This window comes from Nocardia stercoris, assembly GCF_003696265.1.
In the GTDB taxonomy this organism is placed as follows: domain Bacteria; phylum Actinomycetota; class Actinomycetes; order Mycobacteriales; family Mycobacteriaceae; genus Nocardia; species Nocardia stercoris.
The window spans coordinates 121,137-138,521 of sequence record NZ_RFFH01000009.1; the positions used below are offsets into that span (position 1 = coordinate 121,137).

20 protein-coding genes are annotated in these 17,385 nt (G+C 69.8%); 12 read left to right on the top strand and 8 right to left on the bottom strand.

Annotated features, from left to right (window positions below):
* Positions 1–199 precede the first annotated feature (199 nt).
* Positions 200–361: a hypothetical protein gene (locus EBN03_RS34270; protein ID WP_158675699.1), complete on the bottom strand. Its 162-nt coding sequence runs from the start codon at positions 359–361 to the stop codon at positions 200–202.
* Here EBN03_RS34270 and EBN03_RS21065 point away from each other — a divergent pair.
* The gene (locus EBN03_RS21065) at positions 351–701 is read left to right on the top strand and encodes a hypothetical protein (RefSeq protein WP_233608500.1); all 351 of its coding nucleotides are present in this window, start codon (positions 351–353) and stop codon (positions 699–701) included. The two genes, EBN03_RS34270 and EBN03_RS21065, sit on opposite strands and share 11 nt — an antisense overlap.
* A 125-nt stretch (positions 702–826) precedes the next feature.
* On the top strand, positions 827–1,315 hold the full coding sequence (locus EBN03_RS21070; protein WP_233608501.1) for a MarR family winged helix-turn-helix transcriptional regulator: 489 nt from the start codon (positions 827–829) through the stop codon (positions 1,313–1,315).
* A gap of 11 nt (positions 1,316–1,326) precedes the next feature.
* Here EBN03_RS21070 and EBN03_RS21075 read toward each other — a convergent pair whose 3' ends face one another.
* The 3 genes from EBN03_RS21075 to EBN03_RS21085 form a co-directional block, all read right to left on the bottom strand.
* Positions 1,327–1,884 carry a GNAT family N-acetyltransferase gene (locus EBN03_RS21075; protein WP_122189809.1) on the bottom strand — a complete coding sequence of 186 codons (558 nt, stop codon included), beginning with the start codon at positions 1,882–1,884 and terminating at the stop codon, positions 1,327–1,329.
* Between the two features lie 122 nt (positions 1,885–2,006).
* Positions 2,007–2,801, bottom strand: a complete 795-nt coding sequence (eutC, locus tag EBN03_RS21080) for an ethanolamine ammonia-lyase subunit EutC (protein ID WP_233608502.1) — start codon at positions 2,799–2,801, stop codon at positions 2,007–2,009.
* A complete protein-coding gene (locus EBN03_RS21085; protein WP_122189810.1) occupies positions 2,798–4,207 on the bottom strand; it encodes an ethanolamine ammonia-lyase subunit EutB in 1,410 nt (469 codons plus the stop codon). The genes eutC and EBN03_RS21085 overlap by 4 nt, the downstream gene beginning before the upstream one ends.
* Positions 4,208–4,458: 251 nt before the next feature.
* Between EBN03_RS21085 and EBN03_RS21090 the strand changes: the two genes are divergently transcribed.
* The gene (locus EBN03_RS21090) at positions 4,459–5,886 is read left to right on the top strand and encodes an APC family permease (RefSeq protein WP_122189811.1); all 1,428 of its coding nucleotides are present in this window, start codon (positions 4,459–4,461) and stop codon (positions 5,884–5,886) included.
* A 6-nt stretch (positions 5,887–5,892) separates the two neighbouring features.
* A complete protein-coding gene (locus EBN03_RS21095) occupies positions 5,893–6,621 on the top strand; it encodes an IclR family transcriptional regulator (RefSeq protein ID WP_122189812.1) in 729 nt (242 codons plus the stop codon).
* On the opposite strand, the gene EBN03_RS21100 is transcribed toward EBN03_RS21095, so the two are convergent.
* Positions 6,615–7,265 (bottom strand): lysoplasmalogenase, encoded by a 651-nt coding sequence (locus EBN03_RS21100; RefSeq protein WP_122189813.1) that lies wholly within the window; start codon positions 7,263–7,265, stop codon positions 6,615–6,617. The genes EBN03_RS21095 and EBN03_RS21100 overlap by 7 nt on opposite strands.
* An 89-nt stretch (positions 7,266–7,354) precedes the next feature.
* Positions 7,355–7,894 (bottom strand): DUF6508 domain-containing protein, encoded by a 540-nt coding sequence (locus EBN03_RS21105; protein ID WP_147471658.1) that lies wholly within the window; start codon positions 7,892–7,894, stop codon positions 7,355–7,357.
* A gap of 234 nt (positions 7,895–8,128) precedes the next feature.
* On the opposite strand from EBN03_RS21105, the gene EBN03_RS21110 reads away from it, so the two are divergent.
* The 7 genes from EBN03_RS21110 (at position 8,129) to EBN03_RS21140 (ending at position 15,540) form a co-directional block, all read left to right on the top strand.
* Positions 8,129–8,851 (top strand): (2Fe-2S)-binding protein, encoded by a 723-nt coding sequence (locus EBN03_RS21110; protein ID WP_122189815.1) that lies wholly within the window; start codon positions 8,129–8,131, stop codon positions 8,849–8,851.
* A 114-nt stretch (positions 8,852–8,965) separates the two neighbouring features.
* Positions 8,966–11,059, top strand: coding sequence for a threonine--tRNA ligase (thrS, locus tag EBN03_RS21115; protein WP_407671199.1), 2,094 nt, complete (start codon positions 8,966–8,968; stop codon positions 11,057–11,059).
* Positions 11,056–11,616, top strand: a complete 561-nt coding sequence (locus tag EBN03_RS21120; protein WP_233608504.1) for an HIT family protein — start codon at positions 11,056–11,058, stop codon at positions 11,614–11,616. Before thrS ends, EBN03_RS21120 begins: the two co-directional genes overlap by 4 nt.
* Before the next feature lie 2 nt (positions 11,617–11,618).
* Positions 11,619–12,302, top strand: coding sequence for a phosphatidylinositol phosphate synthase (gene pgsA, locus EBN03_RS21125; protein ID WP_122189817.1), 684 nt, complete (start codon positions 11,619–11,621; stop codon positions 12,300–12,302).
* Between the two features lie 30 nt (positions 12,303–12,332).
* Positions 12,333–13,376, top strand: coding sequence for a phosphatidylinositol mannoside acyltransferase (locus tag EBN03_RS21130; RefSeq protein WP_122189818.1), 1,044 nt, complete (start codon positions 12,333–12,335; stop codon positions 13,374–13,376).
* Positions 13,373–14,497, top strand: a complete 1,125-nt coding sequence (locus tag EBN03_RS21135) for a glycosyltransferase family 4 protein (RefSeq protein ID WP_122189819.1) — start codon at positions 13,373–13,375, stop codon at positions 14,495–14,497. The genes EBN03_RS21130 and EBN03_RS21135 overlap by 4 nt, the downstream gene beginning before the upstream one ends.
* Positions 14,497–15,540 carry an NUDIX hydrolase gene (locus EBN03_RS21140; RefSeq protein WP_122189932.1) on the top strand — a complete coding sequence of 348 codons (1,044 nt, stop codon included), beginning with the start codon at positions 14,497–14,499 and terminating at the stop codon, positions 15,538–15,540. The genes EBN03_RS21135 and EBN03_RS21140 overlap by 1 nt, the downstream gene beginning before the upstream one ends.
* Before the next feature lie 27 nt (positions 15,541–15,567).
* Here the strand turns inward: EBN03_RS21140 and EBN03_RS21145 are convergent, their stop codons facing one another.
* Together EBN03_RS21145 and EBN03_RS21150 are read right to left on the bottom strand one after the other, a co-directional pair.
* Entirely contained in the window at positions 15,568–15,789 is a 222-nt protein-coding gene (locus EBN03_RS21145) for a hypothetical protein (protein ID WP_122189820.1), read from the bottom strand.
* 466 nt (positions 15,790–16,255) lie between these two features.
* The gene (locus EBN03_RS21150; RefSeq protein ID WP_122189821.1) at positions 16,256–16,816 is read right to left on the bottom strand and encodes a TetR/AcrR family transcriptional regulator; all 561 of its coding nucleotides are present in this window, start codon (positions 16,814–16,816) and stop codon (positions 16,256–16,258) included.
* 59 nt (positions 16,817–16,875) lie between these two features.
* On the opposite strand from EBN03_RS21150, the gene EBN03_RS21155 reads away from it, so the two are divergent.
* Positions 16,876–17,352 carry a pyridoxamine 5'-phosphate oxidase family protein gene (locus EBN03_RS21155; protein ID WP_158675700.1) on the top strand — a complete coding sequence of 159 codons (477 nt, stop codon included), beginning with the start codon at positions 16,876–16,878 and terminating at the stop codon, positions 17,350–17,352.
* Positions 17,353–17,385 lie beyond the last annotated feature (33 nt).

Here is a 17,385-nt window from a genome sequence, read left to right on the forward strand (position 1 = left end):
CAGGCGGTCGACGAGAACGTGTTACATTAATGTTTCGGCGCACCGGATCGTGCCGATACTTACCATTATTGGAGATAGTTATGAGATCCACCGCTTCCTTACTTCTTCGTGCCGGTATTGTTGCGCCGATGGCGCTCGCGACAGCTTTCTGTTTGACCGCGCCCGCAAATGCCACCGCCGTCAGTGTGAACTGGAGTTGTCAGGGCACGATCTTCGGTGTCAGCCAAACCTCGAGCATGACGACCACGGTCACCGGCACGGCGCCGGCTTCCGCGGTGCACGGCACCGCGGTGGCCATCACCGAGACACCGGGCTCCTCGTCGGTGCCCAGCTCGGCCTCCGGCTTCACTGTGACCAGCATCAGCAACCTGAAGATGACCTTCCCGACCCCGGCGAATTCGACCCTGGTCTCGGCGTCCGCCTCCGGGGGAACCGTGGCCGGGACGGTCGCGATCTCGGGCGGGAATGTCGTTCTGACGGTGCCGGGTCCGATCGCGGGCGGTACCAGCTTCACCCCGCCGGCGGTCACGATGAACGTGACAGCCGGTGCCGCCGGAACATCGATCACCAGCAAATATGCCGGGACCAGCTATTCCAACCCCGGCATGACGATGACGACGAATATCGCCTTCTTCGGTGGTGTCGCGACCGCGTGCTATCCGAACCCGTCTCCGACTCTCACCACGACGACTGTCAGTTGATTTCGGCGGTAGCCGGAATATCCTGACAGCCGGTATTCTCGCTGAAGGAAAGTGGTGAAATCGACCCGGATCGGGCAGTGGCTCGGTCCGGGTCGTCCCGGGTCGTTCTAGGGTGGGAGTGTCCTGTGTCAACCGAACCCGCCCGGATCGCCCGTGAGCTCCGGAAAGCACTGGAATTCTATTATGGTTCCGTCGAGGATCTGGCGCGCGAATTGATCAGATTGCTGGGCGTGAACGAGACCGACCGCCGGGCGCTGGAAATCGTCCTGCGCGGAGACGGGAAATCCACCACACCTGGAATGCTGGCCGAGCGCCTGGGCCTGACCGCGGCGGGTGCCACGGCATTGCTCAACCGGCTCGAGAAGCAGGGCTACATCGCGCGCACCCTGCATCCCACCGATCGCCGCCGCGTGATCGTGGTGGCGACCGACCTGGCCGCACGCCGCTTGGAGGAACTGATCTCCCCGTTGATCGACCGGAGCTTCGAGATGTTGGTCAGCCGGTACGAGCCCGCCGAACTCGACATCATCGCGGATTTCTTCACCCGGGTGGGGGAATTGCATCGCGACCACCGGCGCATGCTGCGCGACAAGGACCCGTATCCGCGGCCCTGAACGCACAGCCGTCAGCGATCCCGTTTACCGCGCTGGGCATCGCCGGTGAGCCGGCCGCTGCGGATGAGAGCGCGTTTGGTACCGGGGGGTAGCGGCAGCGCGGGTTCTTCCGGGGTGAGTTCGTCAGGGTTGGAGCGCACGAAGAGGGTGACCGTGGTGACCGCCTGGAAACCCTGATTCGTCATGAGGGTCGCGGAGGCGGTGTTGCCGGCCTCGACGTCCGCGACCACCCGCCCGGCGCCGCGGGCGAACAGGGCGTGGCAGCAGGCGTCCACCAAGCGGCGGGCGATGCCCCGGCCCTGATGGTCCGGGGCGACCGCGATCCACTCCAGATAGGCCCAGTCCTCGCGGAACTCGAATTCCATCGAGCCGAGCACGAAACCGACGACCCGGCCGGCGTCGAGGGCGACCCAGCACGCATTGTCGTCGGTGTCCAGATGCTCCGCGATCGCCGTGAGCGACCACGACGTGTAGGGCTTGAGGGTGACGTCGAAGACCAGGTTGCCCAGGTCGAGGACCTCCCGGAGATGTTCGAGATCCATCGGAGCCAGCGTGACGGTGTCGGCCATGTGCTCAGTCTCGCCCGTCCGCGGCGCAGCGCCGGACAGCCACGTCGAGTTGCTCGACCGGTGTGGCGGCGAGCTCCGGCACGGCGGCCGCTATCAGTTGTCGGGTTACCGGAGTACTTCCGCTACTGGTCGAGCTGGGTGTTCGGGGGTGGGGCCGCGACAGCGTCGGGGCCGCCCCGGGCTTTGACGGCGACGCCGGAGCGGCCCGCCTCGGTCATTCGGTCCACGAGGTCGGCGACGGTGACGGCGGCCGCGGCGTAGCCGAGCCCGTCGGGCGGGTGGATGTTGGAGACACAGTTGCGTTCCGAATCGGCCCGGCCCGGTCGCGGGGCATAGGTCAGGTAGATGCCGAGGCTGTCGGCGACCGACAGTCCCGGGCGTTCCCCGATGATCACCAGCACCACCGTGGCCCCGAGCGCCGCGCCGATGTGGTCGCCGAGCGCGACGCGGGCCTGGGTCGCCAGGACGGGCATCGAGAACCGGTATCGCGGTGTCAGTTCCGCGCACAGTGCGGCAGACAGCGCCGCGGCGTGCGCCGCGACGGCGGTGGCGGACAGCCCGTCGGCGACCACCAGCGCGATATCGCAGCGGCCACGCGGCAACAGATCCGGATCCGCCGGTACCCGGCCGAGGTCGGGGCGGCGCAGATACTCGTCACGGTCGCGGGCCGCACTGCGCACCGGCACAGTCGAACCCAAGCCGAGTCCGTCGAGTTCGGCAGTGAGGGAACCGATTTCGAGTGTGGTCCGGACGGCGTCGCGGGCCAGCGCGTGGGCAGCCGTGAACGACAACACTTCCGACGTCGCCAACGTCTCGCCGGCGCGGCGCAGACCGATGCGGGCGCGGGTGTGGGCGCGCAGCGGCACCCACGGGTCGGGCACCGGCCCGCGCGGCACCGGGTTCGTCGGCCCGGTCACCGGCCCGCCACCAGCGCACGCAGCGGGGAACCGGACGGATCAGCGGGCAGCACCCGGCCGTCGGCGTCGGCCATCCCCAATCCCCGCAGCCAGTCCTCGAATTCGGGTGCCGCCCGCAGTCCGCAGACGCGGCGCAGGTAGAGCGCATCGTGATAGGACAGGCTCTGGTAGCCGAGCATGGTGTCGTCGGCGCCGGGAACCGTGATCACGAAGGCCGTGCCCGCCACGGCGAGAGCCGTGGCCAGCAGATCGGCGTCGTCCTGGTCGGCTTCGGCGTGGTTGGTGTAGCAGACGTCCACGCCCATCGGCAGGCCCAGCAGCTTGCCGCAGAAGTTGTCCTCCAGCCCGGCTCGGGTGATCTGCTTGCCGTCGTAGAGGTATTCGGGTCCGATGAAACCGACCACCGTGTTGACCAGCAGCGGGTCGAAGGCGCGGGCCACCGCGTAGGCGCGGCACTCGAGCGTCTGCTGGTCGATCGGCAGGCCGTCGATGCCGCGGTGGGCGTCGGCCGACAGTGCGGAGCCCTGACCGGTTTCGAAGTACATGACGTTGGAACCGACTGTGCCCCGGCCGGTTTCGCGCCCGGCGGCATTGGCCTCGGCCAGCATGCCGAGGGTGACTCCGAAGCCCCGGTTGGCGGCCTGGGTGCCGGCGATCGACTGGAACACCAGGTCCACCGGGGCGCCCTGCTCGAGGAGTTCCAGCGTGGTGGTGACGTGGGTGAGCACACAGGACTGCATCGGGATACCGAAACGCTGCCGCAGGTCGTCGAGCAGTACCAGCAGTCGCGCCACGGCGGCCGGGGAGTCGGTTGCGGGGTTGATCCCGATCACCGCGTCGCCGCAGCCGAGCAGCAGGCCGTCCAGGACCGCGGCCGCGATCCCGTGCGGATCGTCGGTCGGATGATTGGGTTGCAGCCGGGTCGACAGCCGTCCGGGCAGGCCGATCGTGGTCCGGAACGCCGCCCGCGGGGACAGCGCCGCGGCGACGGTGACGAGGTCCTGGTTGCGCATCAGCTTCGACACCGCGGCGGCCATCTCCGGCGTGATCCCCGGGCTCACGGCGGGCAACAGGTCGGCGGCGGTATCGGTGGCCACGCTGTCCAACAGCCAGTCCCGCAATCCACCGACGGTCAGATGCGCGATCGGGGTGAACGCCGCCCGGTCGTGGGTGTCGACGATCAGCCGCGTGACGTCGTCGGTCTCGTACGCGACGACCGGATGCTCGAGCAGATCCGTGAGCGGAACATCGGCCAGGACGTACCGGGCCGCCACCCGTTCGGCATCCGATTCGGCCGCGCACCCGGCCAATTCGTCACCGGATCGGCGCGGACTCGCTTTGGCCAGGACCTCGGGCAAACCGTGGAAGCGGAAATTCCGGCCCCCGATTCCCTGCTGGTACTGCATTGTCGCCACCGTCCTTCGTTGTGCGCGGCCGCCTATGTGGTTGGACCGCAACCTTAAAGAGACTCTGTTACACAAATCGGCATCGATCGGTAACCGGCGTGTAGAAATCCGGTTCCGGAAATTCTCACCCCGCGATAATCCGGCGTTACGCAGCGTAACTTTCGGGAAACATCGAACTGCGACGCTGGCGCTTCGAAACACGATGGTGAACGGGTGCATCCGGGCGGTGACACCGGAAAGGTGGTCGCGCGGTGAACCCTGCGGTGCGTGATTCACCCCTGGTGGTGACGAGGTCGGCGATTCGTGGCCTGACCCGGCGCGAGCTCGGTTTCCTGCCGGTGTTCGCGCAGTCGGTGGCCGCCATCGCGCCCGCGGGCACCTCGGTCATCACACCGCCGTTCGTGATCGCCGCGGTCGGGGGTTCGGCCGGCGTCGCGGTGTTCCTCGGGGCGGCGGTGCTGGCCTGGTGCGTGGCCCTGGTGATTCGGCCGATGGCCCAGCGGCTCGCCGTCACCGGCGGCCTCTACACCTACGTGGCGCAGGGGCTCGGCCCGGCGGTTGCGATCCCCGCCGGCTGGTCGGCGCTGGCCGGATACCTGAGTGTCTCGGTCGCCGGTTTGATCGCGGTCGGCGGTGCCGTGCGGCAGGTGCTGGGCGGAGGACCCGCCGCGACCGTGGCACTCGTGCTCGTGGCGGCGCTCGTCGCGGCCGTCCTGATGGCGCGCGGCATCCGGATCTCGGCGGCCGCCATGCTGATCGTGGAATGCGTGTCGGCGATCGCGATCGTGGCGCTGCTGACCTATCTCCTGGTGACCGCGCGGCCGGGTGCGAGCCTCGGCGCGGCGGCCCGCGGGCACGGTGACGTAGGCGACCTGGCGATCAGCGCAGTGGTGGCGATCAGTGCGTTCGTCGGGTTCGAGAGCGCCACAACGCTGTCGTCGGAGGCGTACCGGCCGTTCCGGTCGGTCCCGCGCACCCTGGTGTGGACGCCGGTGGCGGCCGCGGTGATCTACCTGTTCGCGGTGGCCGCGGAAGCGGTGGCGTTCTCGGCGGGCGGCTCGTCGCTGGCGGAGGTGCTGCTGCGCGACGATTCGCCGTTCCTGGCGATCGTGCCGTCCGTCGCGGTGGCATCGTCGTTCTTCGCCTGCACCGTCGCCTCGGTCAACGCGGCGGTCCGGGTGTTGTTCACCATGGCGCGGGAGGGGATCGCCCCTGCGGCCGCCGGGCGGACCCACCCCCGATTCCACACTCCGATGCCGGCATTGGTCTCGGTGGTCGTGGTCGTCACCGGCGCCGCGGTGGTGACGTTGCTCGCGGGAGTCACGCCCTCGGATGGGATCCGGGTCTTCCTGACCCTCAGCGGGCTCGGCTACCTGGGTTCCTATCTGCCGGCGTGTCTGGCCGGGCCGGCGCTGCTGCGCCGGATCGGCGAACCGAGTCGGCGGGTGTCGGCGCTCGGCTGGGGGTGCGCGGTGCTGATGGCGGTGCTGGTCGTGCTGGCCGCCTTCGGGCGGGAACCGGGTACCGCCGTGGTCGTCACCGGGTATGTGGCGATCATGGTGGTGGCGGTGCTGGTCACCGGCGTCGTGCGGCTGGTGGCACCCGCGCGGTGGCGGCGGATCGGTATTTTCGACGAGCCCCGCCGCGAGGATCTGTTGCATACCGCGGTGTTCCGGTAGGCCGCGATGAATCACGGCCGGGGCGGCGGTGCGGTCGCGAACTCGATCGCCATACTCGAAACAGTGGCCGAATGCGGTGTCGGAGTGACAGCCAAGGAAATCGCCCAGCGGCTCGAATTGTCGCCGGCGACCGCCTATCGATTGCTGAATACTCTGGTTGCCGACGAATATCTCATTCGCACAGCGGATCTGCGTGGCTTCGGGCTGGGTGTACGGTTGCGCGGACTCGCCGCCGCCCTGAACTCGCCGACGCTGCCGAGCGCGGCCCGCGAGCAACTCGCCGAATTCCGTGGATCGACCCGATTTGCCGTGCATCTGATGGGATTTCGCGCGGCTACGGTCGTGGTCGTCGGCGGTGATCCCGACAATCCGGTCCGCGGGGAACGCGAACTCGGCCGGAATCTGCACGCCTCGGCGGCCGGCAAGCTCCTGCTCGCGACCCGCACGCAGTGGCGGGAGCTGGTTCCCGCTCCCGTGCGGCTCACCGACCGGACGGTGGTCGAGCACAGCGCCCTCGCCGACGAGATCCGGACGATCCGCCGGTCCGGGTACGCCAGGTCGGTCGGCGAGCTGGTGCCGGGGCTGGCCTGTCTCGCGTATCCGATCCACGGCGAGAACGGTGTGGTCGAAGGTGCGCTGTGCTTGGCCGGACCCAGCAACCGGATCGACGCCCTCGAGGACCACGACGAGCCCGCCCGTCGCTACGCCGCCCGGCTCGGGCCGCTGATCTATTGAGGCTGTGCCTTCGCCGCCGGCGGCGTGGTCAGTAGCCACTGGGCGCCGATGTAGGTCGCCAAGATCACGCCCTCGGCGATGCGGCGGTTGCGCTCGCCGCGGACGAACAGGCGGCGGACCACGATCAAGGCGTCGGACACGGTGAACAGCTGGGCGCCGGCGAACAGGCCGGGATCGCGGAGGGCGGGATCCGAGGACAGCGCGGTCGCGGTGCCGAGGGTGAGGCCGTAGGCCGACAGCGGGGCCGCGACGGGTCGCGACTTCAGCCGCAGCGCGGTACCCGCGGCGGCCCAGCCGGCCACCCGGGGCGCGATCGCGAGGGCGGTCGGCCGGGCGCCGCGCCGCAGCCAGCGCGCGGTGTAGGCGGCCTGCATGACCGCGAACCAGCCGGCGCCCCGGACCATGCGGCGGTCGTCGTCGGGTTCGATCAGGTAGCAGTCACCGACCGTGGCCGCGCCCAGACCGGCGACGGTGAGGGCGGCGTCGACGGGGTCGGCACTGCGGGACCGCCAGGCGCGCACGGCCAGCGCGGGCGCGATCAAGGGTTTGCCCGCACGCTGCCAGGACTCCCGGCCGGTCACCGCCCCCGCGACGGTGACGGCACCGGCCACCGCGAATACCAGGGACTCCACTCGAATGCGCATGCGCCGACGGTACCGTTCCCGTTCCGCGGTCCTGCATCTGGACATCGGACCAGTGCTGGTTCGGCCCGGCATCGCCGGGCTCGCGCTGATCAGGAGCAGTGCAGTGCCAGGAACACCCGGGCCCGGCCGAACTGCCGCATCGCCCACGAATCGTGGGGTGGGCCGTGCACGTGCGCGGCGTGCGGCACGCGGACCCGCTCGTACCAGCGGCGCAGCCGGTCGAGGGCGGCCAGGAAGGTGCCGTCCTCCAGGGCGCGCAGGATCGTGCCGTCGGTGAGGCGCTCGGCGCGGATCAGCAGGGTGAGCATGCGTACCGACTCTCCGACCGGTGCGTCCCGCAACCCCTCACCGTTCGGGTACCTGGCTTCGCCGTCCCAGTCCGTCCAGGCGAAGGAGATGATCGCGCCCACCTCGTAGAGTCCGCGCCGGATCCGTTCCATCGTCTCGCTGTAATGCACGTACGGCAGTCGCAGCATGCCGTGGGCGTCGGGCTCGGGGAACACCCAGCTCGCGTGCGGGCGCGAACGCGGCGCCCGCAACTCGTCGACCGCAGCCCACAGTCGCTGCCAGCGTGTCGGCGGCGCCGCCAGCAGCTGGACCTTGATCTCGGTGTCGGTGGGCCGGTCCATCACGGCCACTGTACCGCCGTCACAAGGGGAAACCGGTCGCTCCGGACACCCGGTGACCGCCGATAAGGCAAGCCCGCTGGACTCGCCGCGCGCGGGAAACGCTGTCCGCGTGGCGATCCCCGCGCCCGCCGCCCGTGCGCTACATTGCGCCTGCGCGACGACCGGGAGGGGGCCACAGGCCGCTCGACGCCGGCCGCGGTGCGTGCCAGGCTGGTCATCGATGAGCGGAGTCGAATGAACGTCGCGGAGCGGGTGGTAGTCGTGGGAACCGTGGTACCCGGCCGGGTGCTGACCCAGCCGGACTGGCTGACCGAACGGATCGCCGACATGGGGATCTCGTGGGGTACCGGGGACTCGCGGGTCTCGGGCACACTGTGGTGGTGCATGGCGGCGTCGTCGCTGGTGGATCCGCTGGTCGGGGCCGTGATCGCCGGGACGTCGCTGCATCCGCCGGCGTTGCCGCGACTCGCCCTCGAGGTGCGCCCGGACGGTGGCATCGAACGGACCCTGCCGGTCGACCTGGAACCCGCCGACTTCGCGCGCACCGACGTGGAACCGGGGGAGGTCGCGGCCGCCTACGACGCTTCGGCGCTGCGCCGCCCGGTGGACACCGCGGCCGCGGGCGCGGCGCTGCGCGAGACGCTGCAGCAGGTGATCCCGGTGGTGGCCCGGGTGTCGGGGGCCAGCGCGGCCTCGCTGTGGGCGATCGTCGCGGACGCGATCGGCAACCGGGCGCTCGACGCCGGTGACTCCGCCGCCGGTGACCGGCTCGCACACGACGTGGCCGGGCGGCTGCCGATGCCGCGGTTCGTCGACGTCGGCGGCCGCCGGTTCGTGCACCGCATCTCCTGCTGCCTCGTCTACGAGGTGCCCAGCTGCCAGATGTGCACCAGTTGCCCGAAACGTCCTGCCGCGGAACGGGAATCGATGCTGGAGGACGTCGCCGCGCGAAGCTGAGGACCGGCGGCCCGGCGAGATCGGCGGCACGCGCCCGGCCGATTGACGCGCCGGTCGGACACTCCCGATAGCATGGTCGCGCCGGAGCATTGCCGCGACCGGCAGGACACTTCGATGTCCGCAATCCGATATACCAAGGAGAGCGCAGCCGTGACCACCTCAGCCCCCATCAGTCCAGCCGCCCTCGTCCGGGTGCCTGCGGGGACTACGGCGGGCACAGCGCTGCGTGAGGCGGGTGCCTCCAACAAAGGCCCCGACGCGGTGATCGTCGTGCGCGACCCCGAGGGCAACCTCAAGGACCTGTCCTGGACCCCGGACACCGACGTCGACGTCGAGCCGGTCCTGGCCGCCTCGCCCGACGGCCGCAACGTGATCCGGCACTCGGCCGCGCACGTGCTGGCCCAGGCCGTGCAGCAGGAATTCCCGGGCGCCAAGCTCGGCATCGGCCCGTTCATCAAGGACGGCTTCTACTACGACTTCCAGGTCGAACGGCCCTTCACCCCGGAGGACCTGGCCAAGCTGGAATCCCGGATGAAGAAGATCATCAAGGGATCTCAGCGCTTCTCGCGGCGCGTGGTCGACATCGACGAAGCGAAGGTCGAACTCGCCGGCGAGCCGTTCAAGCTGGAGCTGATCACCGACAAGTCGGGGATCGACGACCCGGAGGTCATGGAGGTCGGCGGCAACGAGCTGACCATCTACGACAACCTGGACCCGCGCTCGGGCGAGAAGGTCTGGGGCGACCTGTGCCGCGGCCCGCACTGCCCGACCACCAAGTACATCCCGGCGTTCAAGCTGACCCGCAGCTCGGCCGCCTACTGGCGCGGTGACCAGTCCCGCGAGGACCTGCAGCGCATCTACGGCACCGCGTGGGAGTCGCAGGAGGCGCTCGACGAGCACCTGCACCTGCTCGCCGAGGCCGAGAAGCGCGACCACCGCAAGCTCGGCGCCGAACTGGACCTGTTCTCCTTCCCCGACGAGCTGGGCTCGGGCCTGCCGGTGTTCCACCCCAAGGGCGGCATCATCCGCAAGGAGCTCGAGGAGTACTCGCGCCGCCGCCACATCGACGCCGGCTACGAGTTCGTCAACACCCCGCACATCACCAAGGGTCACCTGTTCGAGGTTTCCGGACACCTCGACTGGTACCGGGACGGCATGTTCCCGGCCATGCACCTGGACGCGGAATACAACGAGGACGGTTCGGTCCGCAAGCCCGGCCAGGACTACTACGTCAAGCCGATGAACTGCCCGATGCACAACCTGATCTTCCGCGCGCGCGGCCGGTCGTATCGTGAACTTCCGTTGCGGCTCTTCGAATTCGGTTCGGTGTACCGCTACGAGAAGTCCGGTGTCGTACACGGCCTCACCCGCGTGCGGGGCATGACCCAGGACGACGCGCACATCTACTGCACCAAGGAGCAGATGCACGCGGAGCTCACCACCACGCTGAACTTCGTGCTCTCGCTGCTCAAGGACTACGGCCTCGACGACTTCTACCTGGAGCTGTCGACCAAGGACCCGAAGAAGTTCGTCGGCTCCGACGAGATCTGGGAAGAGGCCACCGAAACCCTGTCGAAGGTCGCCGGCGCCTCCGGTCTGGAGCTCGTGCCCGACCCGGGCGGGGCCGCGTTCTACGGCCCGAAGATCTCCGTGCAGGCCAAGGACGCGCTGGGCCGCACCTGGCAGATGTCGACCATCCAGCTCGACTTCAACCTGCCCGAGCGGTTCAACCTCGAATACACCGCCGCCGACGGCACCAAGCAGCGCCCGGTCATGATCCACCGCGCGCTGTTCGGATCCATCGAGCGGTTCTTCGGCGTGCTCACCGAGCACTACGCGGGCGCGTTCCCGGCCTGGCTGTCGCCGGTGCAGGCGGTCGGCATCCCGGTCGCGGAAGCCTTTGCGCCGCACCTGGATCGGGTGATCGAGCTGCTGCAGGACGAGGGCATCCGTGCCCAGGTCGACCGCAGCGACGACCGGATGCAGAAGAAGATCTTCAACCAGACCGCCCAGAAGGTGCCGTTCATGCTCCTCGCGGGCGAGAAGGACGTCACCGCCGGCGCGGTCAGCTTCCGCTTCCGCGACGGCACCCAGGTCAACGGGGTGCCGGTCGCCGACGCGGTCGCCACCGTCGTCGACTGGGTGCGCCGGCGCGAGAACGCCACGCCGACCGCGGAGGGCTTCGAGATCGTGAACGGGGGAGCGTGAACGAACAGATCGTGGACAACGGTGCGGGAGAACCGGATCGCCTGCAGCGGTTGTGGACCCCGTACCGGATGTCCTACATCACCGGAACCGTCGAGGGCCGGGAGGAGAACTCCGAGCCCAAGGTGAAGAAGTCCGGTCACCCCTTCACCGACATTCCGCAGATGACCGACGAGGACGGACTGGTCATCGCCCGCGGTGAGTGGGTGTACGCGGTGCTGAACCTGTATCCGTACAACCCCGGTCACATGATGGTGGTGCCCTACCGCCGGGTCGCGAACCTCGAGGACCTGACCCCGCAGGAGAGCGCCGAACTGATGGCGTTCACCCAGCAGGCGATCCGGGTCATGAAGAAGGTGTCGCGGCCCGAGGGCTTCAACGTCGGCCTGAACCTCGGTGGCGTGGCGGGCGGTTCGCTCGCCGACCATCTGCACCAGCACATCGTGCCGCGCTGGGGTGGTGACGCGAACTTCATCACGGTGGTCGGCGGAGTGAAGGTCATGCCGCAGCTGCTGCGCGAGACGCGCGGGCTGCTGGCGGGGGCCTGGAAAGAGGCGTAGCCGTGCTCAGCTTCTTCGGTCGTGCGACGTTCGCGAAAGCGACTGCGCCGGTGGGCCGGGCGCTGGTGAGCACCGGTCTCACCCCCGACGCGATGACGCTGATCGGGACCGCCGCGACGATCGTCGCGGCGGTCACGCTGTTCCCGACCGATCATCTGTTCGCGGGCACCCTGCTGATCTGGCTGTTCGTCATGTTCGACATGCTCGACGGCGCGATGGCGCGGGCCCGCGGCGGCGGCACGAAATACGGTGCGGTCCTGGACGCCACCTGCGACCGGGTGGCCGACGGCGCCATCTTCGGAGCGCTGGCGTGGTGGGCGGTCTATCACGAGCACAGCAAACCGTTGTTCGTGGCGACGCTGGTGGTGCTGGTGACCTCCCAGGTGATCTCGTACGCCAAGGCGCGGGCCGAGGCCAGCGGACTGTCCGCGGACGGCGGCCTGATCGAGCGGCCGGACCGGCTGGTGATCGTGCTCGTCGGATCCGGATTCACCGGTCTGGCCGAGATTTTCGACATCGGCTGGCTGAAGTGGGCCGTCTACCTGGCCATGGGTGTGCTGGCGGTGCTGAGCATCGTGACGGTGTTCCAGCGGGTCCTGGCCGTGCGGAACTCGCCGGGCGCGCGCGACATCCTCGCCCCGGCGGGTGGCGGCGCATCGGCGAACAATGGAGCAGAGGGCCACTAGTGCCCGTGACGATCGAAAAGGGACGCCGCGTTGACCGACTTGAAGGGCGCCATCACCGATCGGGGCTTTGCGGCGGGATGGCGGTTGGTGCGGGCGCTGCCCGAGGCCACCGCCCGCCGCTGGTTCGACCGGGGCGGGAACTGGGCTGCCGAGCGCAGTGAGCGGGGCGCGCAGCCCAGTCAGCTGCGCCGCAATCTGGCGCGGGTACTGGGCGTGCCGGCCGCGGAGGTGCCGGCCGAGCTGATCGCCGCCAGCATGCGGTCCTATGCCCGGTATTGGCGGGAGGCGTTCCGGTTGCCGTCGATGGATCACGCGGCGATCGGCCGGTCCGAACTGCTGCCGGTCGAAGGTCTCGAGCACCTGGACGCGGCGCTGGCGCGCGGAAAGGGCATGATCCTGGCGCTGCCGCATTCCGGCAACTACGACATGGCCGGGTTGTGGCTGGTGCAGAACTACGGGCGGTTCGCGACGGTGGCCGAACGGCTGCGGCCGGAATCGCTGTACAACCAGTTCCTCGCCTACCGGCAGGGACTGGGCTTCGAGGTGTTCGCGCTGACCGGTGGTGCCGAGCCGCCGTTCCCGCAGCTGGCACAACGGTTGCGGGACAACGGGATCGTGTGCCTGATGGGGGAGCGGGACCTGACCGGGCGCGGTGTGCCGGTCGTGTTCTTCGGGGAGCGCACCTGGCTGCCGGCGGGCGCGGCGAAGCTGGCGGTGGAGACCGGCGCCGCGCTGCTGCCGGTGCACCTGTGGTTCACCGAGACCGCCGACGGGCGGGAAGCGTGGGGGCTGAAAGTGGAAGCGCCGCTGGATGTCTCGGCCGGCGTGGCGGCGGCGACGCAGGCGCTGGCGGACCGGTTCGCCGCGAATATCGCTGCCCACCCAGCGGATTGGCACATGCTGCAGCCACTCTGGGAGTCGGATCTGTCGCCGGAGCGCCTGGCGCGGATCGAGGCCGCACAGTCCGGGCGGACGAGCGTCAGTGAAAACGGTGGTGGCGGAGGAGAATCCGCGGTTCGCGCCGACGGCGACGATGATGGTGCGGGAGTGGGCGAGTCGGAGGCCGTGTCGTGAAGATCGGGATGGTGTGCCCGTATTCGTTCGACGTGCCCGGCGGGGTGCAGGCGCACGTGGCCGATCTGGCGCAGGTCCTGATCGAGCGCGGGCACAAGGTGAGCGTGCTCGCGCCCGCGTCCGACGGGACACCGCTGCCGGACTTCGTGGTCTCGGCGGGTAAGGCCGTCGCGATCCCCTACAACGGGTCGGTGGCGCGACTGTCGTTCGGGCCCACCGCTTATGCGCGGCTGCGGCGCTGGATCGCCGACAACGACTTCGACGTCCTGCACATCCACGAGCCGAACGCGCCCAGCCTGTCCATGCTGGCGCTCAAGGTCGCCGACGGCCCGATCGTCGCGACCTTCCACACCTCGACCACGAAATCGCTGGTGCTGGCGACGTTTTCGAGTGTGCTGCGGCCGTATCACGAGAAGATCAGCGGCCGGATCGCGGTCTCGGAGCTGGCGCGGCGGTTCCAGGTCGAGGCGCTCGGCGGGGACGCGGTCGAGATCCCGAACGGGGTGGATGTCTCCGCGTTCGCGGGCGCGCCCCTGCTCGACGGGTATCCGCGCCCGGGCGGCACGGTCCTGTTCCTGGGCCGCTACGACGAACCGCGCAAGGGCATGTCGGTGCTGCTGGAAGCGCTGCCGCGCCTGGTCGCCCGGCAGCCCGACGTGCAGATCCTGGTGGTGGGGCGCGGCGACGAGGAACGCCTGCTGCGCGAGGCCGGTGAGTTCGCCGGCCATCTGCGGCTGCTCGGGCAGGTGAGCGACGCGGAGAAGGCCTCGGCGCTGCGCAGTTCCGATGTGTACTGTGCGCCCAACCTGGGCGGGGAGAGCTTCGGCATCGTGCTGGTCGAGGCGATGGCCGCCGAAACCGCCGTTGTCGCAGGCGAACTCGACGCGTTCCGGCGGGTGCTGCGCGACGGCATGGCGGGTGCCCTGGTCCCGGTCGGCGACCCGGTGGCCCTGGCCGATACGGTCGCGGATCTGCTGGCCGATCCGGCGCGGCGGGCCGAGCTGGTCCGGGCCGCGAACCAGGTGGTCGGTGAGTACGACTGGCCGGTCGTGGCCGAGCAGATCCTGCGCGTGTACGAGACGGTCACCGTCGGCGACGCACGGGTGCGGACCGCCGGATGATCACCTTCTCCGCCACCGGCATTCTCGTTCTCGCACTGATCCTGGCGCTGCTCGCCGCGGCCGCGGTGTGGGCGTACGGGATCGCGAACCGGCTCGACCGGCTGCACGTGCGCAGCGACCAGGCCCGCGACGCGCTCGAGGCGGCGCTCGCCCGGCGGGCGGTGGTCGCCCGGACCGTCGCGATCTCCACCACCGGGCGACTGTCCGAGCCGCGGGTCGCCGAACAGGCCGCCCACCTGATCGCCCTGGCCGACCGGGCCGAACGCATCGACTGGGCCGACCGGGAGGCGGCCGAGAACCAGCTGGGTGCGGCGCTGTCGGGTATCGATATCGCGCTGCTGCCACCGCAACTGGTGGCCGAGCTGGCCGACGCGGAGGCGCGGGTGCTGATCGCCCGGCGGTTCCACAACGACGCGGTCCGCGACACCCGCGCACTGCGGGGGCGGCGGTCGGTGCGCTGGCTGCATCTCGCCGGTACCGCGCCCATGCCCCGGTATTTCGAGATCTCCGAACGGGTCACCCCGGCCGCGAGCACCGGACTCGAGGTCGACACGGTCCGCACCTCGGCCCGGGTGGTGCTGCTCGACGAACAGGACCGCGTGCTGCTCATGCACGGCCACGATCCGATGACCCCGGACGCGACGTTCTGGTTCACCGTCGGCGGCGGTGTCGAACCCGGGGAATCGCTGCGGGCCACCGCGGTCCGGGAACTGTGGGAGGAGACCGGCCTCACCCTGGACTCGTCGGCGCTGCGCGGCCCGATCTGGCGGCGGGTGGCGGTGTTCCCGTTCAACGGTGAGCTGATCCGCTCGGAGGAGCTGTTCTTCGTCGCCCGCACTCCCGCGTTCGAGCCGACGGCCGGCAGCCTGACCGCGGTGGAACGCCGTGCGATCCTGGGCAACAAATGGTGCACGCCGGCCGACATCCGCGCGCTGGACGCCGCCGATCAGACCGTCTACCCGTACAACCTCGACACCCTGCTCCCGGAAGCGGTCGCGGCGGCGGCGGGCCCGGACGAGCCCGAGGTTCGCTCGATCCGCTGACCCGTGCGCTGCCCCGCGGTTCCGGCTTCAGCGGTCGTCGGGCCGGCTGCCCAAGGCGCCGTCGGTGGTGGTGGCGCTGATGAGGAGCAGCAGACCGAACACACCGCCGATGGTGAACGCCCAGCCGTCCTTGTAGCCGTCGACGAGTCGCCAGATGCCGTAGACGATCGCCGCCCAGCCGGCGACGACCGCCAGGACGAAGGCGACGGGAATCGCGGCCTGGACGACGCGAGTGAATGTGCTTCGCATGGGCAGGCTTCCTTCGTCATCGGCTGCCTCGCGGGCGCCGCGTTCCGAACGGGACGAACGACCGCGTGACCCAATTATGCGCTGTGGCTATGGAATCACGTCGCGGGTGCCGTCGGCCGTGACCGGATCCTTATCGGCGCTCGCCGCCGTGCCGCCGAAACGCCGCCCCGACCGGCCGAATGCACGTGTCGCGGAAAATGTTTCCGACCGGAGGGAACCGAACCCGCTGCGCGGGCGTCGAAATCGGCAAACGCAATAGATCCGGAAGGTGGTCGACCGATGACTCAGTGCGATGGGTGCCGGTTCCCGGGCCGCGGCGGGGTGAGCGCCGTCGGACACGGAGCACGCGGGCACAGACCGCGGTCCCCGATCGCGCAGGCCACCCGGGGCTGCCGGTCCCGGGCATTGACGCCGCGCCTGCGCCGGACCTTGGACGATGAACCGAGTTAGGCCGCGAGGAGCACGATCAGCCGAGGACCGCGGTGGCGGCGGCGGTGACCATCTCGTCGAGAGACGGCGCCGGAGGGCTTCCGGCCCGTAGGTCGCGTAGCAGCGCGGCGCGGGGGATGTCCACCAGCGCGAGCACGACGCGGCGTTCGGCGTCGGGGTCGTCGGGGCCGTAGCGGGTGACGGCGTAGGTGGCGAGTGCCGATTGCACGGCGGTGTTGAGGGATTCGAGGCCGGGGCCGAGCTCGTCCGGCCAGCGGGCGATCAGGTCTTCGCGCCGGTACAGCAGCAATGCGCGTGCCTCGGTGGGGTTTTCGCGGCTCCACCGAAGGCTGTGCAGTGCGGCGTCGATCGGGTCGCGGGCCAGTGCGGCCAGAAATCCGTGCTGGAAGCGGCGGATCGAACGGATCCACATGGTGGCCAGCAACCGGTCGCGCGACGAGAACCGGTGGTAGACCGAGCCGTTCGGTGCGCCGAGCCGGCCCGCGATCGCGGCGATCGAGACAGTGCCGTGTTCTGCGAGTTCCTCCAGTGCGGCGTCGAGGAAGTCGTCCTCGGTGAATTTCGCTGGCCTTCCCATGCCATTGATTCTAGAATTGGTGATCTAGAGTAGACATTCTAATTGGGGGAGGTTCGACCGTGGACCCAGCAGAGTGGTACGACGTTGCCCGGCGCATACTCGACGCGAACCGCACCGGGTTTCTCACCACGGTGTGCGGCGGTGCGCGCACGCGCATGGTGGAACACAAGCTGGACGACGCGGGCATCTGGTTCGCCACCAGTCCGCGGTCGCGCAAGTTCGCCGACATCCGGTCCGATCCCGCGGTCACCTACGCGGTCGAGGACCGCGCGGCGGGCGCGTACGTCACCCTGTACGGGCCGGCGACCGTGGTCGACGACCTCGCGACCCGTCGCGAACAGTGGAGCGAACGGGCTCGGCCGTACTTCCCTGGCGGGCCCGAGGGCGACGATTTCGTCCTGATCCGGCTGGTGCCGGACCGCATCGAACTGTGGAGCCTGGCCGATTCCGTGCTGCCGGAACCGCGCGGTCTGGTCCCCGCCGTTCTGGTCCGGTCCGGTGACGACTGGGCCGTCGCGGCGGCCGAGCGCCAGTGAGTCCGGTCACTGTTGCGGTGTGGTAGCGGTCGT

What these genes read in the sequence shown, in the direction of transcription:
- EBN03_RS21145 (WP_122189820.1), bottom strand. Translation starts at nt 15,789, where the DNA reads ATGCGAAGCACATTCACTCGCGTCGTCCAGGCCGCGATTCCCGTCGCC.
- EBN03_RS21095 (WP_122189812.1), top strand. Translation starts at nt 5,893, where the DNA reads ATGAATCACGGCCGGGGCGGCGGTGCGGTCGCGAACTCGATCGCCATA.
- EBN03_RS21085 (WP_122189810.1), bottom strand. Translation starts at nt 4,207, where the DNA reads ATGCAGTACCAGCAGGGAATCGGGGGCCGGAATTTCCGCTTCCACGGT.
- thrS (WP_407671199.1), top strand. Translation starts at nt 8,966, where the DNA reads ATGTCCGCAATCCGATATACCAAGGAGAGCGCAGCCGTGACCACCTCA.
- EBN03_RS21105 (WP_147471658.1), bottom strand. Translation starts at nt 7,894, where the DNA reads ATGGACCGGCCCACCGACACCGAGATCAAGGTCCAGCTGCTGGCGGCG.
- EBN03_RS21100 (WP_122189813.1), bottom strand. Translation starts at nt 7,265, where the DNA reads ATGCGCATTCGAGTGGAGTCCCTGGTATTCGCGGTGGCCGGTGCCGTC.
- EBN03_RS21110 (WP_122189815.1), top strand. Translation starts at nt 8,129, where the DNA reads ATGAACGTCGCGGAGCGGGTGGTAGTCGTGGGAACCGTGGTACCCGGC.
- EBN03_RS21075 (WP_122189809.1), bottom strand. Translation starts at nt 1,884, where the DNA reads ATGGCCGACACCGTCACGCTGGCTCCGATGGATCTCGAACATCTCCGG.
- EBN03_RS21150 (WP_122189821.1), bottom strand. Translation starts at nt 16,816, where the DNA reads ATGGGAAGGCCAGCGAAATTCACCGAGGACGACTTCCTCGACGCCGCA.
- EBN03_RS34270 (WP_158675699.1), bottom strand. Translation starts at nt 361, where the DNA reads ATGCTGGTCACAGTGAAGCCGGAGGCCGAGCTGGGCACCGACGAGGAG.